The sequence below is a fragment of the Pseudoalteromonas sp. SWXJZ94C genome (assembly GCF_015864385.1).
Lineage (GTDB): Bacteria > Pseudomonadota > Gammaproteobacteria > Enterobacterales > Alteromonadaceae > Pseudoalteromonas.
In genome coordinates, this window is record NZ_JADYXF010000009.1 from 62,843 (window position 1) to 78,286 (window position 15,444).

Here is a 15,444-nt window from a genome sequence, read left to right on the forward strand (position 1 = left end):
CTTAGAAGCCCAAACTTGATAAAAGATCATCGACTTCATCTTGATCAGATACAACATCATTACGCGATTCTTTATCAATAATAGGGCCTTCTGGTCCTGCTAATGTTTGTGCGCTAACCGGGTCTTCTGTTTTTTGTTGTTCTATTGTGTCAGCAGTATTCACATCTTGCGCAGCAAAAGCTGTTAACAGATGGAGTAAGCTTTCTTCAACTTCTCTTACAAGCTCCATAACTCGACGAATAACTTGCCCTGTCAAATCTTGGTAATCTTGAGCCATGAGTATATTGGTCATTAAGCTTTGTAATTCATCAGTTTTATGATGAGAGTTATTCATAAACTTATCGATGCTGTGGCATAGTGTTTTAAATTCGCCAAGATCAATTTCGCGGCTCATTAAGCGATCCCATGTCGGTTTAATATGGGCCACTTCATTAGCTAACTCCTGAGCTATTGGTAACCCAGCTTCAACCGCATCCATTGTTTTATTAGCAGCGTTTTCTGTCATTTCTATAACATAATTAAGCCGCTTTTGAGCATCTGGAATAGCATCAGTTGTTATGTTGGTTAAACGCGTATCAAGCTCAAAACTTTTTAAAGCTTCGTGTAATTGACGAGTTAATTTTCCAACTTCAGCAAATATTTCTGACTGCTCTTTAGACGCGGTGTCTAAAATTAATTCATCGGCTTTATCTTGCTCACCATTTTCTAAAAAAACAACGAGCTGGCGAGCTTGTTCTAACGTTATTCGAGGCGCAGCAAGTGCTGACATAAGCCTCTCCCCTTCATTAACCTAAGCGTTCAAACACTTTTTCTAATTTTGTTTTCAATGTTCCAGCCGTAAATGGTTTAACAATATAACCATTAACACCAGCTTGAGCTGCAGCTATTATCTGTTCTTTCTTAGCTTCTGCAGTCACCATTAAAACAGGTAGGTGCTTTAGTTTATCATCAGCTCTAATCGCCCTTAAAAGGTCAATACCCTGCATTCCAGGCATATTCCAATCTGTAACTACAAAGTCAAATGATTGATTTTGTAGCATAGGTAAAGCAGTTGAGCCATCATCTGCTTCTTGAACATTAGTAAAGCCTAAGTCACGCAATAAATTTTTAATAATACGTCTCATTGTCGAAAAATCATCAACAACAAGAATTTTCATGTTTTTATCCAAAACATCCTCCGGTGAGGTCTTAACCTTGTTTACTTACTACTAGTTTATCCAGTCATTGATTTTTGCTTTGAGCTTAATCATCGCCTGACCATGTATCTGACTTACACGCGATTCACTTACATCGAGTATATGTCCAATCTCTTTTAAATTCATTTCATCGTTATAGTACAAAGAGAGTACCATCGCATCTCGCTCAGGCAATGACTTTATTGCACTTAACAATGATTCATTAAAGCGTTCATTTTTAACATTATTAAAGGGTTTGTCTAGCGTTAAATCTTGACCTGCTGGAGTGATAACATCGTCATCTATTCCCAAGTCTTCAATGCCTAAAATTTTACTTGAATTTACATCATTTAAAATATGATGGTACTCATTTAGCGAAATTTCAAGTTTTTCAGCAACTTCTGTATCTGTTGGCTCACGATTTAACGCTTTTTCTAATGTAGTAATAGTCTCGGCTACAAGGCGGCTTTTACGGTGTACTGAGCGAGGAGCCCAGTCACCGCGTCGCATTTCATCAAGCATTGCTCCACGAATACGAATACCTGCAAATGTTTCAAAGCTTGCACCTTTAGTAGCGTCAAAGTTTTTTGATGCCTCTATTAGACCAATCATGCCTGATTGAATTAAATCATCGAGCTGAACACTAGGAGGCAAGCGAGCAATTAAGTGACACGCCACTTTTTTGACAAGTGATGCATGCTTTTCAACAATCACATTTAAATTTTGTGTTGACTGATATCCCATAGCTCTATTTACCGATATTGTCATAATTAGCCGTTAACCAGCTTCTCAATAAAAAACTCTAAATGCCCAGAAGGTTGATTAGGTATAGGCCATTTTACAGCTTTCGTCGCGAGTGCTTTAAAAGCTAATGCCGCAGGTGAATTTGGAAATAATTCTACAATGACTTTTTGACGACGCGTTGCTTTACGCATATTTTCGTCATAAGGAACAATAGCCACCAGCTCCATAGACACATCTAAAAAGCGATCGGTTACTTTGGAAAGTTTTGCGAAGAGTTCGTGACCTTCGCGCATGCTGCGAACCATATTCGCAACAATCTTAAATTTATATACACCATGCTCACGACTTAAAACTTTAATAAGTGCGTATGCATCAGTGATCGATGTTGGTTCATCACAAACGACAACCATTACATCTTGTGCTGCACGTGAAAAGCTTAGCACCATATCTGAAATGCCGGCGGCAGTGTCTACAATTAATATATCAAATTCGGTATTTAATTCGCTAAAAGCACGAATAAGGCCAGCATGCTCTGATGGTGATAACTCAACCATACTTTGAGAGCCTGATGTTGCTGGTACTATTTTAATTCCGCCTGGACCTTCAACTAAAATCTCATCGAGTTCACATTCGCCAGATAATACGTGCGATAAATTACGTTCAACACGCAGTCCAAGCATCACATCACAGTTTGCTAAACCTAAGTCGGCATCAAGTACTAATACTCGATTTCCTTGCTGACCAAGTGCTATTGCGGTGTTAAGGGAAACATTTGTTTTACCTACACCACCTTTACCACCGGTCACAGCGATAACTTTTACGCCGTTGTTATTGTTTTGACTCATTTTGCGCAGGCCGCTTGCTTGATCTAATACTGTGTTAATCATACATCCCTACTGTGCTCGACGCCACTGATTGGTGTCTTGAATGTTGTGCTTTTATTCTTTTTAAATACAATTGCTCAGCTTTTTTTACTAGTTTTTCGGCATTTGCAACACGAATGTCTTCAGGAACTCGTTGACCATTAGTAAGATACCCTATTGGGAGGCGGTTTTGAATCGCAATACTAATAATCTCACCTAAACTTAAAGATTCGTCTAATTTAGTAAAAATACAACCACTTAACTGTACTTTTTTAAAATGCCTTACTGTTTCTTGCAATACGTTTATTTGTGCTGTTGCACTTAGTACAAGATAGCTACGAATATCAACACGCTGATTACGCATTAGCGTATTTAACTGCTCTGTCAAACGTAAGTCTCGTTGGCTCATACCTGCAGTATCTATTAATACTAGACGCTTATCTCGTAAATGATATAAAACTTCAGCTAATTCATTAGCATCTTTAACCTGCTTTACACCACAACCAATGATTCGACCATAAGTTGCAAGCTGTTCATATGCACCAATTCTGTATGTATCGGTGGTAATTAACGCAACTTTATCGGCACCGTATTTTTGTGCTCCTAAGGCTGCTAATTTAGCTACAGTTGTTGTTTTACCAACTCCTGTTGGTCCTACTAATGCGTAAACACCGCCTTGGCGTAGTATTTCATTATTGGTTGTTTGCATTTGGTCTTCGACCATAGTCAATAAAGCTTTCCAGCCTTGCTGACGAGAAACATCATCAGGAACAAAGCATGCCATTTGCTCTGCAACTTCTTTATCTATTCCCATACCAACTAAGCGGTCAATCATACATGCACGAGTTGGGTCGCGGCGTGCCATATCTTGCTGCATTAATCCTGATACTTGGTGTTCTAATAATTGACGTATTGCATTCATCTCTTCACGCATTGACGTTATTTCTTCACTTTCATTATTTTTAACTGTTTGGCGTGTAGTAACAGGGCTCTCTAAATCATCAAAATCACGGTCTAAATCGTCAAAACCTAAACTATCGGCTTGAGTATGTGGTCTTGCTGGTGCAGAGTTTTCACGTGCAAACATATTACTTGTAGGGCGTTGTTTTACTGCAGGCTCTTGATAATTTTCGGTAGTATCGATTCCTGACTGTGAAAACATAGATGCAAGTTCAGGAGAGCGAGGGCGTGGTGATTGACGCTCTAATAAGGCTTCTAGGCTATCAGCAACTTTTGCTTGTTGTACAGGCTTTGAACGTTGAGGTTCTGGTTTCACAAAGTTATGCATACTTTGTGATTGCGCCATACGGTTAGCACGCTCTGGCGGTGCATTTTGTGGTTGGGCTACTGCTTTAGGGGCTGCTTTTTCATAGTCAACAGCTGCAACAATCTCAACACCGTTGGCAAGCTTTTTGTTTGACATAATAACCGCATCAACACCTAACTCATCTTTAACTTCTTTAAGTGCAGTGCGCATATCTTTAGCAAAAAAACGTTTAATTTTCATTATTTAACCCCTGTTGAAATCTTATTGTTGGCCTACCGAGCTAACAATCTTAATCTGTCTTTCGTCTGGTACCTCTTGGTAAGACATCACTCGCAATCCTGGAATGGTGTACTTAACAAAACGAGATAACACAGTGCGTAACATTCCTGATGTCAGCAATATCGAAGGTTCACCAGCCATTTCTTGATTTTGATGCGCTTCACTTAATGATATTTGAAGTCGCTCTGCAAGACCTGGCTCTATTCCGGCACCTTCGTCACCTGCATTCTGTAATGACTGATGCAACATCTGTTCCAACTCAGGTGCCAAGGTTATGACAGGGATTTCTGAAGACATACCAACAGCATCTTGAACAATTAATCTGCGCAATGAAATACGTACCGCAGCCGTTAATACATCAGGGTCTTGGCTTCGAGGACCGTACTCTACAAGGGTTTGTACTATTGAGCGCATGTCGCGTATTGCAACACCTTCGTTTAATAGATTCTGTAATACTTTTACAATTGCAGTTAAAGGAAGCACATCTGGCACTAGCCCTTCCACTAAACGAGGATGGCTTTTAGCTAGCATATCAAGTAAGTTTTGAACTTCTTCATGACCAAGTAATAAGGCAGCACTGTTCGTTAATAATTGACTAATATGCGTAGCAACAACGGTCGCTGAATCAACTACGGTATACCCTAAAGATTGCGCCTCATCTTTTTGATCTGGCTTAATCCACACTGCATCTAGTCCAAATGCCGGGTCTTTTGTTTCCACCCCTTTTATAGGACCAAAAACTTGCCCCGGGTTAATAGCCAGCTCATCACCGTGTTTTAGCTCCCCTTCACCAGTTGAAACACCCATTAGTGTTATTCTGTATGCATTAGGGTCTAACTCTAAATTATCGCGAATATGAACCGGCGGTACTAAAAAGCCTAATTCTTGAGAAAGCTTTTTACGAACGCCTTTAATACGGTTTAATAGCTCTCCACCTTGAGATTGATCTACCAACGGAATTAATCTGTAACCTACTTCTAAGCCAATTACATCAACCTGTTGAACATCATCCCAGCCAAGCTCTTTTTGCTCTTGTTTATTTGCAACGCCTGTTCCTACAGCCCCTCCATTAGCAGCCTCTTCTGCTTCTGCAGCAGCGGCTTTAATTTTAACTTGTTGCGTGTAATAAGCTAAATACCCTAAAAGTGCACCTAAGCTTAAAAAGGCAAAATGTGGCATGCCAGGGACCAAACCCATTATTATTAAAATACCTGATGCAATAAATAATGATTTTTCGTTACCGAGTTGTTTCTTAAATTGATCACCCATATTGAGTGATTCATTTTGGCGCGTTACAACAATCGCAGTACCAATTGAAAGTAGTAAAGAAGGAAGTTGAGCAACTAACCCATCACCAATAGTAAGTAATGTATAAACTTCCATCGCATGACCAAAGCTTAAATTATGTTGAATCATCCCAACAAATAAACCACCGACTATATTAATAATCAAAATAATGATGCCAGCAATAGCATCACCTTTTACAAATTTACTCGCACCATCCATTGAGCCGTAAAAATCGGCTTCGCGCGTTACTTCTTCGCGTCGGTCACGTGCTTGCTCAGCACTAATAAAACCGGCATTTAAATCAGCATCAATTGCCATTTGTTTACCAGGCATTGCATCAAGGGTAAAACGTGCAGATACTTCTGAAATACGCCCTGCACCTTTTGTAATTACCACAAAATTAATAATGATTAAAATTAAGAATACAACCAAACCAACTGCGTAGTTACCGCCTATAACAACTGAGCCAAAGGCTTCAATTACTTTACCAGCGGAATCACCACCATTATGACCTTCAAGTAACACAACACGTGTACTGGCCACATTAAGGGCTAAGCGCATAATCGTTGCAATCAACAGCACAGCCGGAAACATACCAAATTCGACAGGCTTCATGGTATATACGGTAACCAAAAGAACCACTAGGGCTAAAGCTATATTGAACGAGAAAAGGATATCAAGTAAGAAAGGAGGTAATGGTAAAATAACCATCCCCAAGGCAGCAAGAACAAGTAAAGGTGTACCTACCCCTTTAGCATATTCTTTTTTATCTCTGTTAAGTTGTTGTAATACAGCTTTAAAACTCATAATTCTACAATTTCAAAAAATTGACACTACGTAGAATTAGCAATAACTATTCCAAGTTAATAAATTAGCTGTATTAAGATGTTAATACTTATAAGCATCGGGGATAGGAAGCTTACTCTTAAGCTTAGTTGGACGCTTTCCGCGCCCCTTATTAAAGCGCTTAAGCTGAAATACATAAGCTAAAACTTGAGCAACTGCGGTAAAAAGCTGATCTGGAATTTGATCGCCCACTTCTGCCGTATGATAAAGTGCTCGAGTAAGCATAGGTGATTCAACTATAGGGACTTCATTACCAATAGCGACTTTACGTATTTGCATCGCCATTTCATCTGCACCTTTGGCAAGCACAATAGGGGCACCTGCTCGCTCTGTATCGTATTTTAATGCCACTGAGTAATGCGTTGGGTTAGTAACAATAACATCGGCATCTGGTACATCTTGCATCATGCGCTTTTGCGACATTTGCCTTTGCGTTTGCCTTATTCGAGCTTTTATTTGAGGATCACCCTCTGAATTTTTATACTCATCTTTAATTTCTTGCAACGTCATTTTGAGTTGTTTGTTATGGTTATAGCTTTGAAATGGTGCATCAATAGCAGCAATAACAATTAACGTGCAAGAGAGCCCTAAAAACATCCATCCTAAAATCTCTAAGGCATGAATAATATTACCCGGTGCGCTTTCTACACTTAAATGAAGTATCTCATCAAAATAAGTATTAATTAAAAAAACAGCAAAACTAGCAACTAAACCAAACTTTAAAAGTGACTTTACAAGCTCAATAGCAGCTTGTGGACCAAACATGCGTTTAAAACCTTTCATTGGTGACATTTTACTCGCTTTTGGCGCAGCTGCTTCCCAACTAAAATTAAAGCCACCTAATAGCGTATTACCAATAAATGCTGCAAAAACAATTATTAATACAAACATAGCCATCGGAAACATTAAAGCATCTGAAACCTCCCCCCATACAGCAAACATTTTTGTTGTATCGTAAGTTTCACTTCGGTTAAGGCTGAGCGTCCTACCCATAATATTGTATAAAGCTTTGCCTATTTCAGGACCGTACATTAATAATGAAATTGCAGAAAAAATAAGAACAAACATAGTTCCAAGTTCTTTTGAACGGGCTATTTGACCTTTCTTTTTGGATTCTTCGATTTTTTTGGATGTGGGTTCTTCTGTTTTTTCTTGTCCTGAATCTTCAGACATTACTCTCTCCTAAGGCGAACAACCAACTAAGCTACACATTAACTCAATCATTTTTAACCACTGAAACTCAAATTGAGATACAAAGTTGCCCAGCGTAGCCCAAATAATAATAAGCCCAGCAACTAAAGTAAGTGGAAAGCCAATAGAAAAAACATTTAGCTGAGGTGCTGCACGCGTCATAATGCCAAACGACATATTTATAACAAGCATAGCGGTAAGAGGCGCAAGTGAAAGCACAAGCGCTGTAGTAAACATCCAGCTGCCCCACGTCACTATGTCCCAGTAATGATCTACAGACCACCAATTACCATCAATTGGCAATACATCAAAGCTATGCACAACCATTTGAATCATCATTAAATGACCATTAAATACAAAAAATAAAAGTGTCGCTAAAATAAGAAAAAATTGTCCAACAGCAGGAACACTTGCACCATTTGAGGGATCAATAACAGAAGCAAAACCTAAACCGGTTTGCATTGCTAGTATTTGCCCAGCTAATACAAAGGTATTTAATAAAAGGATAGAAGCGAAGCCAATAGCAGTCCCTATCAGCATTTGTTGTATAACAACTAAAATCATTTCAAACGAAAACAAGTTAGTAAAAGTAGATGGTGGTAGGACAGGCACAACAACAAAGGTTACAACAACAGACAAACCCATTTTTATTCGTGTAGGTACATTTTTAGCACCCAAACCCGCCATAATCATGATCATTGAACTGATACGTATTAAAGGCAGCAAAAAATCGCTCAACCATTGAATTACAACTGAAAATGGATACTCCACATTTAGCCTGCAATTTCAGGAATAAGTAAAACTAAGCGAGTAAAAAAGTCCATCAATTCTTGCGTAATCCAATGCCCACCAATTATTAAGGCGCTAATTGTAATTAATAAACGAGGTAAAAAGCTTAATGTTTGTTCATTGATAGAGGTTGCTGCTTGAAATACAGCAACTACTAAGCCAATTATTAAGCCAGGCACTACAATAGCAGAAACCAACTTAATAATTAAAAACAGAGCATCACTAAGAATATCAACAAAAATTTCTGGTTCCATGCTGTACTCCTAGTTAGGCATTTGCTTTTTATTAAGCATCATCATGTTCCTAAACCAAAGCTTTTAGCTAAAGTACCCATAACTAAGCTCCAACCATCAACAAGTACAAATAGCATAATTTTAAACGGGAGAGATACAATCATCGGTGAAAGCATCATCATACCCATTGCCATTAAAACAGAGGCAACGACTAAATCAACGATTAAAAATGGGATGAAAAACATAAATCCAATAATAAAAGCTGTTTGTAATTCGCTGGTTACAAATGCAGGGATCAACACGATTAAAGGTGTATCCTCGGGCGAATCTAACTGATCGTAACCGGCTATTTTAGCAAATGTTTCTAAGTCTTTAATTCGAACCTGCGACAACATAAACGTTTTCATAGGTTCTTTAGCAAGCTCAAGCGCTTGTACCGATGTTACTTGCTCGTTTAAATATGGCTCTATTGCGCGCTCATTTACTTGTTGATAAATAGGCGACATTATAAAAATGCTTAAAAAAAGCGACATACCTAATAACACTTGATTGGAAGGCGTTGATTGCAAACCAATTGCTTGGCGTAAAATAGCAAGTACAACAATAATACGTGTAAATGAGGTCATCATAATTATAGCGGCGGGTATAAAGCTCAGCGCCGTCATAATAGCTAAAACTTGTAATGTTACCGAGTAATCTTGCGTGCCATCTGCGTTTGTTGTAATAGTCAGTGCATCAATACCTTCGGCACTTACGTTGGGTGCAAACACAATAACTAAAATAATAAGCAGCCACTTTGTCATAATATCATTTCTTTTTATTTTGGTTTGTTTGTGGATTTAAGAGTTTACTAAAGCGTTTTGCCAGCTCAGGTAATTCTTTTTCACTTAATGGAGTCTCTAATTTATGCAGATAATTAATACTATGAGGTGTCACCCCTAATAAATGTTGTGCGTTATCTATTTCAACAACCAATAAACGCTCGCGTGAGCCTAACGGCAAACTACGGACAACTTTAAATTCATCACTATTTGCTAAATTTGGATTAAGCTTTTTAACAAAAAAAGCAAGTACCACAATAAGTACTAACACCATAACAAGTGACAACACCATAGAGAGTATATCTCCTGTTGGTGTTGCTACATCTGCTTTTGAAAAAACGGAACTCGTTAAAGCAATAAATGCATTCATCGTAGCTTTTTGATCCGCTCTACTTGGCTAATTACGTCAGTTAAACGAATACCAAACTTATCATTAACTACAACTACTTCTCCATGAGCAATCAAAGTACCATTAACAAGTACATCTAGCGGCTCACCCGCCACACGGTCAAGTTCAACAACTGACCCCTGATTTAGCTGTAATAAATTACGAATATTAATTTTAGAGCGCCCCACTTCCATCGAAATAGTAACGGGGATATCTAAAATAGTATCCAGTTTACGTTTTTCATCACCACTGATTTCGTGTTTTGAATCACTTAACTCGTCTAATTCAGCAACATGTGCCTCAGCACCGTTTTCTGGACTTTCGGCTTCTGCTAATGCTGCTGCCCACTCATCCATCGTATCTTGATCATCGCTCATACATTTAACCTTTTAATCAATTACCAGTCTAAGTCTACACCGTCAGAGAGGTGTAAATCATCTTCTAGTTCTGCTAATTCTGCATCTGAATCAATTTTCTTGCCGCCTTTAGTAAATACATGCAGCTCAGACTTAACTGAATCAGGACGTTTAATTTTTTCACTAATTTGTAGGGCAACATTGTCGCGAGAGCGACCCATTTTAGCCCTGAATGTAGGTAATTCTTCAACAAATACAGTTATGTGTTCAGGCATTTCTACTGGAATAATATCACCTGCTTTAAGCTCCATAATTTGTTTTAGGGTTAAATCAACTTCAAGTAATTGAGTCGACATCTCAACCTCTACATCCATTATTTCATCGCGAAGCGCTTTGCTCCAGCGTAAATCGGTATCTTCAGTATCAGACTGAACACCCGCATCTAACAACTCTCTAATTGGCTCAAGCATAGAATAAGGCAATGCAATATGAAAATCGCCACCACCACCATCAAGCTCAATATGAAAAGAACTAATAACAACAACCTCAGTAGGGCTAACAATATTAGCCATAGCTGGGTTTACTTCTGAATCAAGATACTCAAAAGACACATCCATAACGGGTGCCCACGCTTCTTTATAATCTTCAAAGATTATTTTAAGTAGCATTTGCACTATTCGGCGCTCTGTAGGTGTAAATTCGCGCCCTTCAATTTTTGCATGATAGCGACCATCACCACCAAAAAAGTTATCAACCAAAATAAACACAAGCCGTGCTTCCATGGTGATAAGCCCAGTGCCTTTTAATGGTCTAAATCGCACCATATTTAAGCTAGTAGGCACAAATAAAGTATGAACGTATTCACCAAACTTAATCATCTGAACGCCGTTAATAGACACCTCAGCGGTGCGACGCATCATATTAAATAGGCTAATTCGCATGTGGCGGGCAAAACGTTCATTAACAATTTCCAGTGTCGGCATGCGACCACGTACAATCCGATCTTGCGAAGAAAAATCGTACTGGAGCGTACTTCCTCCACCGTCTTCACTGTCGTGTATATCTTCCTCTTCAACGTCATCAACACCATGTAATAGCGCATCAATTTCTTCTTGGGATAATAAATCGCTCACGCTAACCCCTTATTGCATCACAAAGCCGGTAAATAACACCCGCTCTATAACTTTGCTGCCTTCTAAATCTAATAATGCAGCTTGTACTTTTTCAAGCGCAGTAAAACGAAGTGTCTCTTTACCTGCACTTGTACCTAACTCATCAGCTGTTGTAGTGGAAAATACACTTAACAATGTACCTTCAATAAGCGGAATGTGTTTTTTCGCAGTTTCTTCATTTATATCGCCACGCACTAATAACTGAACTTTAATTTGTACTGTTCTATCACGGCTTGAGCTGGGCACAATAAACACAAATGGTCTTGGCATAGCTACATATAAAGCACTTCCTATTTCAGCAGATGAACCAGCGGCCTCTGATGGAGCTTCTTCAGATATTGTAGTCTCTTCATCAAGTGTTTCAACAGAGTCGTCAGAGCCCGACATTAAAAAATAACCTACGCCACCAGCAACAACAAGTAAAACGGCTACTATAATTATTATCAGTTTCTTTTTACTTTTACCTGTTTCTTCAATTTCTAAATTAGTGTCTTCAGCCATTGTATTTCCTTTATTCTAAAGGTACTTACTTGTTTTAGTTATTATAATAGCAGTACTTAGGCATAGTAATCTATTGATGATGAAGTTTGTTGACGAGAACTTTGCTGTCCACTGCCTGTTGTATCATCATTTTCATCAATAACTGAGTTTTTATTAGCCAAAGTACCCTTGGAATCGCTTTCATTATGCTCTGCCCCCTCACTTCCTGAGCCTCCGTAAGAGATTGTACTCTCGCCTAAATCTATCCCTTGCTGCGCAAGCATTTCACGTAATCGCGGAAGCGATTGCTCTAGCGCTTCTTTTGCTTGTTGATTTTGTACCACAAAGTTTATTTGAGCTTGTTCTGCATCACTTCTGATCCGTATTTGCATGCTCCCCATTTCTGGTGGATCAAGACGTATTTCAGCTTCTTTATTATTAATACTTAGCATTGAGCTAACACGCTCTTGAAGCAGTTTAGCTGCATCACTTTTAATAATATTTATAGCCTGCATCACACCAGGGTCAATACTAACTTGCTTAACTTGAGCTGTACTTTGTAGAGCTTGAGATTGCAATGCTTGGATATCTATAACGGACTCTTCATAGCTAAGTATATTGTTATCACTTAGGGTATTTGCTTGTGACGTACTAAAACCACCCGTTATTTGTGCTAGCAATTTGGTCACTTTATTTGTAGGCTGATCAGCACTATTGCTACGAGTACTTTCTTTTTGAAGAGTATCAAACTGTTTTTCTAGCCCCTCGTCTTTAGATAAATTACTCATCAATTTATTTGATTCATTACCATCTAATTTTGAGTCTTGTTTTTGTACTTCATTAATTGTTATTGACTTATCAATAGAGGTTTTTAAATCACTTATAGTTTCTTTAAGAGATATTAATTGCTCACCTTTTGGCTCTGCATTTTTCATATAGCTATTTAATTGAGAAAGTAATGCTTGTTTTTCAGTTGTTGTTAATGCATCCACTTCGGAACTAACGCTTTGTTTTGATACCGCTGTTGATGACTGCTCATTCTCAGTAATATATTGTGCGAGCATCTGCTTGAGTGCAGTTACGTTGTCGTTACTTTGTGGTTTATCCATCGCTTGAATTTGTGTGTTTAATTGCTCACGCTGCTCAGGAGTTAAGCTTGCGAGTGTTTTGTCTGATTTAATTAAGCTAGCATCTTTATTGAGTAATGATTCGATAGCCGTGGTTTTGGTGCTATCTGTTTTTGCTGATTCAGATTGTTCAGTAACTACCTTGCTATCTCCTTGAGCCAAAACGTCAAGCTCAGCGTCATTAGTTACTATATTTGCTTTATTTAAACCCGTACTTATTGGTTGTGTACTTTCACCAACATGCTTTTTAATTGAGGTGTCTATAGCCTGAGCTGAATTAATTTGTGCCAGCATATTATCGCCGGATAAAAGTGAATCATTATCAGTTTTCTTTCCATCTGACGTATCACTTTTCTCAGATTCTTTATGCGTAGAGCTATCAAGCTCCTTCGTTTTTGGCTCAGATGAATTGTGGGCATTATATAATTGGCTTAAAAATTCAACGCCCGTACTTTCGCTACTTTCACTTAAACCATTGTCTTTAATAGCTAAGTAAGTGTCTTTTTCAGACCTTATTACAGTTGAGATGTCATTCATCGCCATAAATCACCCATTAATAGGCGGCAATGCACCACCGCACATCACCAAAAAATTAAATACACTGTTCAGTAAAGCAATTAACGTGCCTAATTTACAAGCTTTTACGACGTTGAAAAAATTGATTTGATGAAAATTCATCCAACATTTTTTGCTCATTTTTAGCGACTAAAACATCCGCTTTTAATTTTTGTTTTTCGATTAGTTTTGCAACTGCTTTGGCTTTAATTTGTTGCTTTAGCCATATAGCTTTACGTTGAATTACCACCTGCTTTGCTGTATTTACAGTTCCTGCTTGTTGACGAATTGCTTCTTCTATTTTTGCTATAAAAGCATGGTACTGACTAAACCCTGCACTTGATAAACCCGACTGACCTTTGACATGCAATTGCTGTGTATACTCCAGTCTAAAGTTATTTAAACCTTGTAGCTTTTGTTGGTTAGCTTGCAAATTTTGGTTTGCTTGCAAGTAACTCATTCGCAAATTTTCTTCTTTCTCATTTTCAATTTTTAGTAATAAATCGAGTTTGTTTTTAGCCATTATGCTTGCCCTAATAACTGAGCAAGACCTTGTAAGCCATCATCATAACTAATCACATCTCGCATACCTTGTTGTAAAAATGCATTTACTCTTGGCATCATATTAATTGCTTGATCAAGCATTTGGTCAGTACCTTTTTGATAAGCGCCTAACGTGATCATATCTTTGTTTTGTTGATACATTGAATACACTTGCTTAAGAACCCGAGCTTGTTGCATGTGCGATTCAGAAACTACTTGAGGCATAACACGCGAAATTGATTTTTCGATATCTATAGCAGGATAATGACCGCTGTCAGCTAAATCCCGCGAAAGTACAATATGTCCATCTAATATCGCTCGCGCTGCATCAGCAATAGGATCTTGCATGTCATCACCCTCACTTAAAACTGTAAAAAAGGCAGTAATTGAGCCTTGTCCTTCACCACCATTACCAGCACGCTCCACCAGCGCAGGTAATTTAGCAAACACCGAAGGCGGATAACCTTTTGTTGCTGGTGGCTCACCTACAGCAAGTGCAATTTCACGCTGAGCCATGGCGTAGCGAGTAACGGAGTCTAAAAGTAATAGTACATTTAAACCTTGATCACGAAAGTACTCTGCAATCGTCACTGCACTTTCACAACCTTTTAAACGCATAAGCGGAGATGAATCAGCAGGAGCTGCAACAACAACAGAGCGTTTACGACCTTCTACACCTAGTATTTCTTCAATAAATTCTTTTACTTCTCGACCACGCTCGCCTACAAGCCCAACTACAATAACGTCGGCTTCACTACCGCGCGTCATCATGCCAAGTAGTACCGACTTACCTACACCAGAGCCCGCAAATAAGCCCATTCGCTGACCTTGTCCTACTGTAATGACTGAATTAATAGCGCGCACACCTACATCCATAGGCTTGCTTATTGGTCGTCTAGAAAGTGGATTTATAGTATTTTGTGCAAATTTTAAATAGTGTTCTGCGTTTATTTTGCCAAGTCCATCGAGCGGACGACCTAAGCCATCAACAACACGCCCTAATAAACTCATGCCTACAGGTAAGCCTAAATTGTTTACTTGTGGGATCACACGTGCGCCAGGTAATACTCCCGAAATATGATCGTTAGGCATTAAATAAAGAGTTTGATCGTTAAAACCCACTATTTCGGCGTCAACAAAGCCATTCATGGTTTCTATTTTACATTGGCTACCAACTGGTGCGCGCAAGCCTCTGGCTTCAAGAGTAAGGCCTACAACTCGTGTTAAAATACCCGCTACAGCAGGTATGGGAGCTTTAACATGTTGTTGATATTGAGATAAGCGTTCGCTTAAAGAAGCATCTTGAGCAGACATAACATGCCAAAAAA

Annotated in this window: 17 protein-coding genes; all 17 read right to left on the minus strand. The window is 38.7% G+C overall.

What is annotated here, in order from left to right; all coding sequences use genetic code 11:
• Position 1: 1 nt before the first annotated feature.
• A complete protein-coding gene (locus tag I6F65_RS05680; RefSeq protein ID WP_166108955.1) occupies positions 2-769 on the minus strand; it encodes a protein phosphatase CheZ in 768 nt (255 codons plus the stop codon).
• A 16-nt stretch (positions 770-785) separates the two neighbouring features.
• Positions 786-1,169, minus strand: coding sequence for a chemotaxis response regulator CheY (gene cheY / locus I6F65_RS05685; protein WP_024610547.1), 384 nt, complete (start codon positions 1,167-1,169; stop codon positions 786-788).
• 39 nt (positions 1,170-1,208) lie between these two features.
• Positions 1,209-1,919 (minus strand): RNA polymerase sigma factor FliA, encoded by a 711-nt coding sequence (locus tag I6F65_RS05690; RefSeq protein ID WP_024610548.1) that lies wholly within the window; start codon positions 1,917-1,919, stop codon positions 1,209-1,211.
• Between the two features lie 26 nt (positions 1,920-1,945).
• Entirely contained in the window at positions 1,946-2,806 is an 861-nt protein-coding gene (locus I6F65_RS05695) for a MinD/ParA family protein (protein WP_024610549.1), read from the minus strand.
• The gene (gene flhF / locus I6F65_RS05700) at positions 2,799-4,289 is read right to left on the minus strand and encodes a flagellar biosynthesis protein FlhF (RefSeq protein ID WP_166108954.1); all 1,491 of its coding nucleotides are present in this window, start codon (positions 4,287-4,289) and stop codon (positions 2,799-2,801) included. The genes I6F65_RS05695 and flhF overlap by 8 nt, the downstream gene beginning before the upstream one ends.
• Before the next feature lie 21 nt (positions 4,290-4,310).
• Positions 4,311-6,422: a flagellar biosynthesis protein FlhA gene (gene flhA, locus I6F65_RS05705; protein WP_166108953.1), complete on the minus strand. Its 2,112-nt coding sequence runs from the start codon at positions 6,420-6,422 to the stop codon at positions 4,311-4,313.
• 81 nt (positions 6,423-6,503) lie between these two features.
• A complete protein-coding gene (gene flhB, locus I6F65_RS05710; RefSeq protein WP_024610552.1) occupies positions 6,504-7,634 on the minus strand; it encodes a flagellar biosynthesis protein FlhB in 1,131 nt (376 codons plus the stop codon).
• A gap of 9 nt (positions 7,635-7,643) precedes the next feature.
• Positions 7,644-8,423, minus strand: coding sequence for a flagellar biosynthetic protein FliR (fliR, locus tag I6F65_RS05715; RefSeq protein WP_166108952.1), 780 nt, complete (start codon positions 8,421-8,423; stop codon positions 7,644-7,646).
• 2 nt (positions 8,424-8,425) lie between these two features.
• Positions 8,426-8,695, minus strand: a complete 270-nt coding sequence (fliQ, locus tag I6F65_RS05720; protein WP_166108951.1) for a flagellar biosynthesis protein FliQ — start codon at positions 8,693-8,695, stop codon at positions 8,426-8,428.
• A 41-nt stretch (positions 8,696-8,736) separates the two neighbouring features.
• Complete coding sequence (gene fliP, locus I6F65_RS05725) at positions 8,737-9,477, minus strand: flagellar type III secretion system pore protein FliP (protein WP_024610554.1); 741 nt, start codon at positions 9,475-9,477, stop codon at positions 8,737-8,739.
• Between the two features lie 4 nt (positions 9,478-9,481).
• Positions 9,482-9,865, minus strand: a complete 384-nt coding sequence (gene fliO, locus I6F65_RS05730; protein WP_024610555.1) for a flagellar biosynthetic protein FliO — start codon at positions 9,863-9,865, stop codon at positions 9,482-9,484.
• On the minus strand, positions 9,862-10,260 hold the full coding sequence (gene fliN / locus I6F65_RS05735; protein ID WP_024610556.1) for a flagellar motor switch protein FliN: 399 nt from the start codon (positions 10,258-10,260) through the stop codon (positions 9,862-9,864). Before fliN ends, fliO begins: the two co-directional genes overlap by 4 nt.
• A 20-nt stretch (positions 10,261-10,280) precedes the next feature.
• Positions 10,281-11,372 (minus strand): flagellar motor switch protein FliM, encoded by a 1,092-nt coding sequence (fliM, locus tag I6F65_RS05740; RefSeq protein WP_166108950.1) that lies wholly within the window; start codon positions 11,370-11,372, stop codon positions 10,281-10,283.
• 9 nt (positions 11,373-11,381) lie between these two features.
• Positions 11,382-11,912 (minus strand): flagellar basal body-associated protein FliL, encoded by a 531-nt coding sequence (gene fliL, locus I6F65_RS05745; protein WP_197111924.1) that lies wholly within the window; start codon positions 11,910-11,912, stop codon positions 11,382-11,384.
• A 56-nt stretch (positions 11,913-11,968) separates the two neighbouring features.
• A complete protein-coding gene (locus I6F65_RS05750; protein WP_197111926.1) occupies positions 11,969-13,561 on the minus strand; it encodes a flagellar hook-length control protein FliK in 1,593 nt (530 codons plus the stop codon).
• Positions 13,562-13,649: 88 nt separating this feature from the next.
• Positions 13,650-14,096 carry a flagellar export protein FliJ gene (gene fliJ / locus I6F65_RS05755; protein ID WP_166108947.1) on the minus strand — a complete coding sequence of 149 codons (447 nt, stop codon included), beginning with the start codon at positions 14,094-14,096 and terminating at the stop codon, positions 13,650-13,652.
• Positions 14,096-15,430, minus strand: coding sequence for a flagellar protein export ATPase FliI (fliI, locus tag I6F65_RS05760; RefSeq protein ID WP_166108946.1), 1,335 nt, complete (start codon positions 15,428-15,430; stop codon positions 14,096-14,098). The genes fliJ and fliI overlap by 1 nt, the downstream gene beginning before the upstream one ends.
• Positions 15,431-15,444: the final 14 nt, after the last annotated feature.